At 31.8% G+C, this 9,435-nt stretch carries 14 protein-coding genes; 6 read left to right on the top strand and 8 right to left on the bottom strand.

The window, feature by feature from the left end; translation table 11 throughout:
• Window positions 1–208: 208 nt before the first annotated feature.
• From SLH48_RS21840 to SLH48_RS21825, 4 genes are all read right to left on the bottom strand, one after another.
• Window positions 209–427, bottom strand: coding sequence for a hypothetical protein (locus tag SLH48_RS21840; protein ID WP_320259845.1), 219 nt, complete (start codon window positions 425–427; stop codon window positions 209–211).
• Window positions 428–680: 253 nt separating this feature from the next.
• Entirely contained in the window at window positions 681–1,070 is a 390-nt protein-coding gene (locus SLH48_RS21835) for a hypothetical protein (RefSeq protein ID WP_214483066.1), read from the bottom strand.
• Window positions 1,071–1,110: 40 nt separating this feature from the next.
• On the bottom strand, window positions 1,111–1,317 hold the full coding sequence (locus SLH48_RS21830) for a helix-turn-helix transcriptional regulator (RefSeq protein ID WP_214483072.1): 207 nt from the start codon (window positions 1,315–1,317) through the stop codon (window positions 1,111–1,113).
• A gap of 261 nt (window positions 1,318–1,578) precedes the next feature.
• Complete coding sequence (locus SLH48_RS21825) at window positions 1,579–2,067, bottom strand: small multi-drug export protein (protein WP_320259844.1); 489 nt, start codon at window positions 2,065–2,067, stop codon at window positions 1,579–1,581.
• Window positions 2,068–2,297: 230 nt separating this feature from the next.
• Between SLH48_RS21825 and SLH48_RS22585 the strand changes: the two genes are divergently transcribed.
• Both SLH48_RS22585 and SLH48_RS21820 read left to right on the top strand, forming a co-directional pair.
• Window positions 2,298–2,603: a flavoprotein gene (locus tag SLH48_RS22585; protein WP_413785457.1), complete on the top strand. Its 306-nt coding sequence runs from the start codon at window positions 2,298–2,300 to the stop codon at window positions 2,601–2,603.
• A gap of 478 nt (window positions 2,604–3,081) precedes the next feature.
• On the top strand, window positions 3,082–3,330 hold the full coding sequence (locus tag SLH48_RS21820) for a hypothetical protein (protein WP_320259843.1): 249 nt from the start codon (window positions 3,082–3,084) through the stop codon (window positions 3,328–3,330).
• 494 nt (window positions 3,331–3,824) lie between these two features.
• On the opposite strand, the gene SLH48_RS21815 is transcribed toward SLH48_RS21820, so the two are convergent.
• Both SLH48_RS21815 and SLH48_RS21810 read right to left on the bottom strand, forming a co-directional pair.
• On the bottom strand, window positions 3,825–4,100 hold the full coding sequence (locus tag SLH48_RS21815) for a hypothetical protein (protein ID WP_320259842.1): 276 nt from the start codon (window positions 4,098–4,100) through the stop codon (window positions 3,825–3,827).
• A gap of 3 nt (window positions 4,101–4,103) precedes the next feature.
• Window positions 4,104–4,985, bottom strand: coding sequence for an AraC family transcriptional regulator (locus SLH48_RS21810; protein ID WP_320259841.1), 882 nt, complete (start codon window positions 4,983–4,985; stop codon window positions 4,104–4,106).
• 527 nt (window positions 4,986–5,512) lie between these two features.
• On the opposite strand from SLH48_RS21810, the gene SLH48_RS21805 reads away from it, so the two are divergent.
• The 3 genes from SLH48_RS21805 (at window position 5,513) to SLH48_RS22580 (ending at window position 6,739) form a co-directional block, all read left to right on the top strand.
• Complete coding sequence (locus SLH48_RS21805) at window positions 5,513–5,686, top strand: hypothetical protein (protein ID WP_320259840.1); 174 nt, start codon at window positions 5,513–5,515, stop codon at window positions 5,684–5,686.
• Window positions 5,687–5,700: 14 nt separating this feature from the next.
• Window positions 5,701–6,510, top strand: a complete 810-nt coding sequence (locus SLH48_RS21800; RefSeq protein WP_320259839.1) for a cytochrome D1 domain-containing protein — start codon at window positions 5,701–5,703, stop codon at window positions 6,508–6,510.
• 118 nt (window positions 6,511–6,628) lie between these two features.
• Window positions 6,629–6,739, top strand: a complete 111-nt coding sequence (locus tag SLH48_RS22580) for a hypothetical protein (protein ID WP_413785456.1) — start codon at window positions 6,629–6,631, stop codon at window positions 6,737–6,739.
• A 253-nt stretch (window positions 6,740–6,992) separates the two neighbouring features.
• Here the strand turns inward: SLH48_RS22580 and SLH48_RS21795 are convergent, their stop codons facing one another.
• The gene (locus SLH48_RS21795; protein WP_320259838.1) at window positions 6,993–7,607 is read right to left on the bottom strand and encodes an imm11 family protein; all 615 of its coding nucleotides are present in this window, start codon (window positions 7,605–7,607) and stop codon (window positions 6,993–6,995) included.
• 275 nt (window positions 7,608–7,882) lie between these two features.
• On the opposite strand from SLH48_RS21795, the gene SLH48_RS21790 reads away from it, so the two are divergent.
• Window positions 7,883–8,230, top strand: coding sequence for a hypothetical protein (locus SLH48_RS21790; protein WP_320259837.1), 348 nt, complete (start codon window positions 7,883–7,885; stop codon window positions 8,228–8,230).
• 484 nt (window positions 8,231–8,714) lie between these two features.
• On the opposite strand, the gene SLH48_RS21785 is transcribed toward SLH48_RS21790, so the two are convergent.
• Window positions 8,715–9,245: a DinB family protein gene (locus tag SLH48_RS21785; protein ID WP_413785455.1), complete on the bottom strand. Its 531-nt coding sequence runs from the start codon at window positions 9,243–9,245 to the stop codon at window positions 8,715–8,717.
• Between the last annotated feature and the right edge of the window lie 190 nt (window positions 9,246–9,435).

Raw genomic sequence — 9,435 nt, 5'->3', positions numbered from 1 at the left:
CTTCCCCCATATGTCCTTAGTCTCTTCACCTATAGTTTGTAGATTCTCCATCATATTCACCTCAGATTTGCGCCATATTGCTGAAGATTCAAATTATAATAGCCTTAAAAGATTAAAAGAGAATAGTAACAGTCTTCAAAAAAAGCATTCCGTTTGTTTAAGTACATTTATCCACAATACCTAAACACTAATCAGTTTTTTAGTACTTTTATTTATTTCTTAACGTGTTTAAATCTGGAATACGTTTATAAATATCTGATACCTCATCTATAACCTCTAATTTGAATTTATCTCCGCCATTTCCTGTCATAGCAGTATTGACATATCCATAGATTACTTTTAACAATGATTTAGCATCATCTTCTGAAAGATTCCTAATAGCATTTATTGTATTCTCAAACTCATTAGTATCAGTAGTTTTCTTCAACATAATCCCTCCTAAATATTAAAAAAATCATTGGACATAGTATAAATGCAATACTCGAGAACTGTAGCATTAGATATCTTTCTTACAAATAATAGATTGGTTTATGTCTAACCTAAGGTTTAATTGTTAAAACCTGATTGTCATTCACATCTGTAATAAAATGTTAATTAATGAATTTTGGAGTGTTTATATAAATAGATTTCTTCTTTCTATCCATTACACCCTTCTACATAAAGTCATTATCTATAATGAATTACTGATACTTTCGTGAAACTAAAAATTCTACTAACGGTAACAAAACCATCGCTATACCCATAATCCCTAAGATAAAGAAGTTATATGTACCGTTTAAAGAATAATCCAAGAAGACAAAGATTAATATAATTACTACTAAAATATAATAGCTAATTTTTGAACTTTGCTCGGTAATCTTTCTTCCTAATTCTTCATTCTGTAAAATCCCATCTTTTTCTTTTTCTCCTCCCCATGTAATAGCAGAAAAAAATACCATAAATAAACTACTAAACACAAAGATTTCATTAAATCCAACTTCTTTACCTGTAATGATTTTAAAGATTGTAAAACCAAGTACAGCTAAAGTTGCTAATCCGAAAATAAGTCCCCCAACTTTTCTAGTACTCATGATTTATCTTTCTTCCTCCTTTGTATAATAATTGATTACTCTAAATGTCATCTCCTCTTTTAGGATTAAAAACTTCTTCCATAGGTTTATTTAGGTGAAATGCAATATCAAAAGCTAATTGAAGACTGGGGTCATATTTATTATTTTCAATTGCATTTACTGTCTGCCTACTAACATTACATAGATCGGCTAACTTACCCTGTGATAAACCTTTTTTCTCTCTGTATTGTTTAATTTTATTTTCCAATTTATTGTCACCACCACAAATAAGGTGTAAAATATGTTTTACACCTTGTATTGTATAAAAAGACCAATTAATTGTCAAAGGTTTTTTACAATCATTTCTTTACCTTCAACTAATTTATTATTCATATACATACGTATATCTTTATCAACTTCCTTATTTCAGCAACTATTTTTATCATTATTATTCCACAACATCTCCCTAAAATGAAGAAAAGCACTAACCCTTGTTACAGGTTAGCGCCATATAACTGAACAATGTTTATTATTTATTTAAATCTAAAAGTCTTGTGATAAAACCAAAACCCTCTTCATCTTTTACTAAAGAATCAAAACCCAAATATGCTGCACTACCAAGTAAAATTGCCCAAGTTGCGATACTAAATGTCATTAATGCTAACGTTTTTGAACGTGTACCGCCGAATGAGATAGCTAATAGTGCTGTTAAATGACTACCTACAAAAAACGGCCCTATGAATGCTAAGCCAGGCAATCCGTATTTATCCCAAATATTCTTCGCACGTTTATTTTTAGATTCGCTTTTTTCTTTATTGCCTTTTTTCTTCTTACGCCAATTGCGAACTGAGTCTACAAACGCAATAAGTAAAATTATCGTTAATAAATTCCCTAAAAAGGCAATAATGATAACTGGAATTGCTGGCATACCACCAATAATTGCAATTGGCACTATCATTAATACTTCAAAAAAGGGGATTGCTGCTAACAAAAAGATAATAAAATATGTCCAAATCAATTTTTATTCGCCCCTGCTATCTTTATTTTTAAGAATCTCCCATTAATTAAGAGAACCCCTAACATTGAATTTGTCCCCAAAAATACGGTTCTAACGCCAATGTAAAAAGCCCTTTTTTATGGCATAGTAATTATTATAGGTAAATCATTCTAATAAAACAAGAGTTTTATAGAAAATTATTCTAAAATAAGAAATATATCATAATAGAAAGGGTATTTAGGATGTAGAAAATAACATTAGGGGTCTTTGGAACAATAGGAGCAAGCAACATTGACAGCTATGCAATTATATTAAGTAAACTTTATGAGGTAAACGTTATACTTACTAAAAATGCAAGTAGGTTTGTAAACTACGAAACATTAAAATATTATAGTGATAGCATACATACAGATTTATTCATTTCAGATAGTGTAGAACACGTTAAACTAGGAAAAGAGTGTGACCATTTTTTACTAATGCCAGTATGTGCAAATATGTTTGGGGAAATTGCGAATGGAATAGCTGATGATTTATTATCATCGTCTATCTTAAACTAGCAAGGCAGTATTTTATTTTCTCCAAATATGAATCAAACAATGTGGAATAATTCCATTGTTCAAGATAATGATAATTATCTGAGAAACAAAGTTCACAGATTTATAAATACAACAAAAAAGGTGTTGAAGCCTATGAGATCTTCTATCTACTCTTAGTGCAAACTACATTTTGGGTATTGAGCCGATTAGACTTTATGATTCATACTTGACCTTGTGTTTAATAATACCCAATTAAGCAACAAAGTTTTATACAAAAAATCGAGGAAATTATTTTAGTTGTAATAAAAAGAATCATGATATATCAACAATGTATAAAACCATGTATATTCCAAAAATTTCACCTTTAAAAGAGTGCTGTTATATCAACGTTTGTATAAATTGATTGGTTCCTATAGCTTCTATAATGTAAACTAGATTTACGATTATTATAAACGTCAAAAAGGAACAGATTTATAGACTGAAATTTGGAGTGATTAATATGAATACCTGCCCGATTTGTGGGTATGATGGTTTATTTGAACCTGCGTATGATAAGCACAATTATGGTTCACATGAAATTTGTCCTTGTTGTGGATTTCAATATGGTTATTCAGATGATCATGATGGATCTTCATTTGAAGACTATCGTAAAGAATGGATTGAAGAAGGGTATAATTGGTATTCCAATGCGAGAAGACAGCCTAAAAATTGGAATCCAAAAGTTCAATTAGAAAAAGTATTAAAGTGAAATATAAGAAAGACTACTCTTAAACTAAAATGTACCCTATAGAGTAGACACTAAAAAAAGTCTCCATTTAAATTAAACTCTGCTTTTCCAGATCTAATAATAGTCAAAAAGTGGTTTTGAACGTGTGGACTAACAAATAATCGCAACATGAAAATCTGAACGTATTATGACAAAAAAGAAGTGAGGGCAAGCCTCACAAAGTAGCCATCATAGCTTGCGCCAACAAGCTATTTCATTGGATTTATGCCGTATTAAAGCATAAGCAAATGTATACTGCATAAATCAATACAATTAATTACACAACTAACAAAAACTTCAATTAAAGATATTGAAGCTTATTTGTCATGTCCATTTTATTATATCATCTTAAATCTATTATGATTTTCTAAAAAGTATTGACTTATATTAGCTGGTATTGTTCAAGATATAAATATGATCTCATCCTTAATAGTAATTACTTCTTCTTTCACCAATAGTCCCCTGATTATTTATATCTATGCTAATTCAAAACGGCTTACTTTTATGTAGATAAGTTTTACAACATCTTTTGTTTCCTCAGGATCTTTGAGATTTAGATGTATTAAAGCATCACTCAATTCTTTATCCTTTTCAAATAATGTTTGGTATTTTTGATAATAATCCAAAACCTCAGGGTAATCCTTTGCCATTTTTTCAATTTTAACATTGATTTTATATTCATTAGTTCCAATGCCCAGCGACATATATAAGCCAATAAGTAAGTCAACTAGAAAATCGAAAAGCAGAAACATCTGTTAATCCTGACTAAAATCTAAATTATTAGGTTGTTTTGGAAGCTGTTCGACCGAAAGCATATTGGTCGTAGGTATTTTTTCAGTTACTTCGTCAAAACGAAAACCATCCGCCCAAACTTTACCCTTTCCATTTAATAATACCCCAAAATGGATAGAAGCACTTTCTTCCAGAACATCTAACACAATTGAATAGTGATTCCAATCTGTTGTTCCTTGAATAGAACGATTATCCATATTATCAAATTGAATGGCATCCCCACTGGCATTATCAATTCGAAGCCAAGCACCGCATTTTTCCACCTTTTCTGTTTTTAAGAAACATGAAAATTTTAATCGCTTCCCTTTGTAGTCGTGCGCTTGGAACCCTTGCATCATGGTAGCAAATTGTTGCTTGTTTACTACACCTTTCGAGTAAAGTAGTCCCGATTTTGTTCCTGTATGAAACACATTCGAATCTACCACTAATTCATAAAGTTCGGGGTTAGAGCCACTTAAGCCCCAGCCCTTAATTTGTTTGCTTGTTGTCAATTTTTCATCCTCCTCTATCATTTGTACAGCTTTCATTAGTTTTCGATATCTCCCAGGTGGCAGAGCGTACACTTCTTTAAATGCTCTTGTAAACGCCTCTTGAGATTGAAAATGGAATAGAAATGCAATTGTTAATATTGATTCATCGGTATGGAAAAGAAGCGTTGAAGCCATCGCTAATCGACGTTGACGTATATATTCACCTATGGACTTACCCGTTTCTTGCTTAAAAATACGTAGCAAATGATATTTCGAATAACCAATAACAGATGGGAAAGTATCAAGTTGAATTTCTTCCGTCAAATTGCTTTCAATATATGAGATTACCCTTTGCGTTACTTCACTGTAATACAACTTACTCACCTCAAAAATAATCATACTGAATGTAGAGAAGATTTTTTTGGTAAATATTGCTAATGTTAGTAATTCATTACTTTTAATCTAATCCTCATAATCAACTAATAACTCTAACATACCTTCTAACTTTCTTTAAATGGTTGTCCTAAATAATTACCCTAAAATGAATAAACACATATCCCTATTTTCAGATATGCGCCATTTCGTATTATAAGATTCGCAAATTATACCTGGTGCCTATTCTTAATAGACTTATCCTTAAGGTACTCAGGATCGCCTTAACTATATTCTTGCGCCATATTGTTGAATAACATTAGTTGAATTTAACATATTATACATTTAATCTCTCATTCTTTTATCTTCTGAACATCCCCCTATCAAACACAATCTATCTTGTGTTTACTAAAACTTTCTTCTGTATCTACTCTAAAGTTGATATCTTTAATAAAACCATCTCATTTTGTATCAAAATAAGAATTCCCCACATACCTTTGTTATAACAAATAATTTAATGAGGTGATTTTTTGCCTACCGCTGTTATTGACGTTAAGACCCATTCAGTTATTACTACTCTTCCTGTTGGATCTCGTTCAACCCCTGCTTTTACACCAGACGGGAAACTTGCTTATATTGGGGACACTTCAGATGTTTCTGTTTTTGATGTTAAAACTCATTCGTTGATTTCTACAGCCAAGTAAATAGACCTTTTTCTTTGGCAATTACACCAGATGGAAAACTTGCTTATGTTGTTGATGAAGGTAATGATAACGTTACAGTTATTGACACGAAAACTCATTCTATTGTTGCTATTGTCCCAGTTGAACAAACACCTGTTAATCTAAAAATCTCTCCTAGTGGAAAACTTGCTTATGTAGTTAACAATAATTTGGTGGGGACTGTTTCTGCCATTGACATAAAAACACATTCTATCATTGCTTCTATTTTAGTTGGCCAAAGTCCATCATCAGTTTCATTTACCCCAAATGGAAAAATTGCATATGTTACTAATCTCAATAACTCAGTTACTATTATTGATGTTACAACTCATTCTGTTATTGCTACTCTGGATCTTCAGGATTCCCCAAATAGGATTTCTTTAACCTCAGACGGGAAACTAGCTTATGTTGTTATTGCAGACGGTTCTACATCAGTAATTGATACAAAAACTCATTCTGTTATTGCAAATGTTCCGGTTGGCACTGGTCCATTAAACAACGCTATTACACCAGATGGAAAGCTTGTTTTTGTTACAAATAGTGGCAATAATTCTGTATCTGTTATTGACACAAAAACCCATTCTGTTATCGCTACTATAATAGTTGGGCAAACGCCTGTAAACCTAGATATTTCACCCGATGGAAAACTCATTTATGTTGTTAATAGTCCAGACCGATCCGTATCTGTTATTGATGTAAAGACTCATTCTGTTATCGCTACTATTCAAGTTGATTTACCTCCAGGTTTTGTAGTTTTCACACCAGATGGAAAGTTAGCTTATGTAACAGCATCTCCACCTTTTTAATTAGCTTTTCAAGGACTCTAGTAACCACAACTATCATTGAAGTTACTACATTTTCTTTTTAAATTTATTCCCATCTCTTCACATATAATGAATTAACATTTTTCACTAAAGGTGGTTAATGATCTGTGCATATGTTACAAATGTTATTTCAGCTAATGTTTCAGTCATTGATACTAAAACTCACTCTGTCATTACCATTGTTAGTTTAAATGGATCCCCCGAATATTAGATGAAATAAGTGAAAAATAGACAACTACCCATAAGGTAGTCCAGATAGCCTTTACTACCTTCTTGCGCCATATTGTTGAATAATATTGTTATGTAGTCTTTGAACTATTCGACTCATTAAACATTATGTTTCGTTATTCGATAATTCATTTTCTGATTCAATCTGGAAATCTATAGTTCCACCTATTATTACCCCATAATTATTATCTTCAACTTATAAATGCCCATAAATTTATTTAGTATAGTGTCTGTTATCATGAAACTTCTACAGGTTCAAATTCACATCCTTTTACTCCTGCTTTCTCTAGAGCTTTCTTAGCTTCAAAGCTTATGAATATATATTCCTCACATTCTTCAACTTTAAATATTGGAGGGAATCCACCTTTTGGTTCCTTTAATACTAATTTATGAACAACTCCTACATCACCGGGGAAGACAATACACTCATCAAATTCAGATTTACCATAATCAAACACGTTGGTATATTCAGTCAGTTGTACAAGCAAGTACTCTATCCAATTAACTACATCCTTTAATGTTCCATCTCCTTTGAATGGATCGTCTAAGTATGAATCATCCACCATAATTACTGGAACACTCCTGAATTGTATTTCACCAAGCTCCAAAAAGACTTCGAGCATTTTTTTGCTGAAAACTGGTGCATTAAAATCGACACGAGGATAATCGGTCTTATGAGGAAGGAATCTGAAATCGGCAGTACAATAAATTATTTTAGGAAGCTCTACTTCACTTATTCCCATAACGTTTGACCCCAACTCTTCTTCACCTTCAAAAGGAATAGAATAGGCATCATATTCATACTCTTCAATAAATCGATCGTAGTTTTCCCTTAAAGTGTATACTTTCATATAAATTCCCCTCCTCTTTCTCCCCATTCCTTTACACTCTACAAAAAGAGAGATTCTCTTAAGTAGTAAAGAGTTAATAACATAATTCGATTTACTTACCACATCTCCTCCTTGTGGATAAAACATATTATCACATGTGTTTTCTTAATAGGTAACTATCTTTAAAGTAGTCCAAATAGCCTTTACTACCTTCTTGCGCCATATTGTGGAATAAGGGTTTAAAAGTATTGAAACTAATAACGGTTTTTAACGTCTAATACAAAAAGGGGAAAAACATGATAAAAATCGCTTTATATTTAGTATTTACATACTTCTTGATACTTTTGTTAGTTGGCTGTGCTGAAAATCAAAGTGAAACAGATAGTTATAATGAAGCGAGAGATACTGCTTGGAATTTCGTTAAAGAGAAAGGATGGAATATCACTGCAAAGGATAATTGGCAGAGCGCCAAAGTAACAAAGGTCGTTATTGATAAAAACTATGAATTATTTGATAAAACTTATGAAGGTAAAGAAGTGTTGTCTATTTCTTTTGAAGACAAAGAGAATAGCGTTGTTGGTACACCAATAATAATAATCGACCCTTATACAAACAAGGTCATTGGTTTTATGCCAAGTGAATAGGGAATGGTATAGATCTATAATTGAGGTCTTTCCTTATACACTTCTCAACATCGCCCACAATTAACTACACGTTTATTAAATGCTAGATCCTTTCTTAATTCAAGCCAATTGTCCGAATAATGTGTTCCTACCACTATCCTTCCACCCGCCCCTTTCAACTCTAATCGACTCGATCGGTATTGAGTCGATTAGAGTTGAATGTTTCTTCAATAATGGTTCCACAAAATGAACAAATAAAAATAACTTGTTATTCCACAATCTAGTCCTAAAATGAAGGAAAGCACTAACCCTTTTTACAGATTAGCGCCATATCGTATTATGAGGTCAGCCAGGATTTTTCTGGTTGACCTATTTTAAATAGGTAATATCCTTAAAATAGCTAAGATGGCATTTACTATATTCTTGCGCCATATTGTTGAAGACTTAAATTAGAAAATTGGATATAACAACAAATAAATTTATCTTTGAGTAAAGTCCCGATTTCTTAATCATTTAACCTTTTGATAATCATCCTGATTTGTCCTCGATGGTTAAGTTCATCCTCAAAAACATGGAACCATTTAAAATAATTATTTGCAGGATAATCCCAACCAAAAGGTGTAACTTTATCTAACCATTCATCTGTGTATTTTGCGAAGTAATATAATGTCTTTTCTCTTGTTTTAGACAACATATTTACATAAAAGCTTATGTCTTTCCCTTTTATTTCTCTTTTTGCATCATCACTAAGAGTAATACCCACACTAAGTTCTTCCCATTCTTTATCTGTTAATTCTCTATCTTCAAACGTCATTATTTGAAACGCTTTTTCTAAACTTGCCAAATGATAAAGGAGCATACCAATAGAATTACTTTTACCATCGAAGTGATAATCAAGCTCTTCCAATGATAGTTCTTTTATTTCCTTTAATGTGGTATATCTTGTGTATTCCATCATCGAAACTAACTTTCCAATCTCAGAACTATATCCTTCAGTTTCATTGATAAAATACAAGTCTTTTTCCTTTGTTTCCATAAGGTCCTCCTCTTTGAGTAAATAACCTCTACCCTATAACTTAATACCAATTATTTCAAATGTTTATCTTTCAGGCAATCCTTTTTACAGTGTATCGCCCTAAATAAAAAAAGACGCTTATCTTTAAGATTTGCGCCATATTGTTGAATAAGAAGGTTCGGTAATCTACATTTTGAATTATGTAGATTTT

The organism is Cytobacillus sp. IB215316, assembly GCF_033963865.1.
GTDB lineage: Bacteria > Bacillota > Bacilli > Bacillales > SM2101 > Nanhaiella > Nanhaiella sioensis.
Note: the sequence above shows the minus strand (reverse complement) of the source record. Positions and strands in the feature narration are given on the sequence as shown.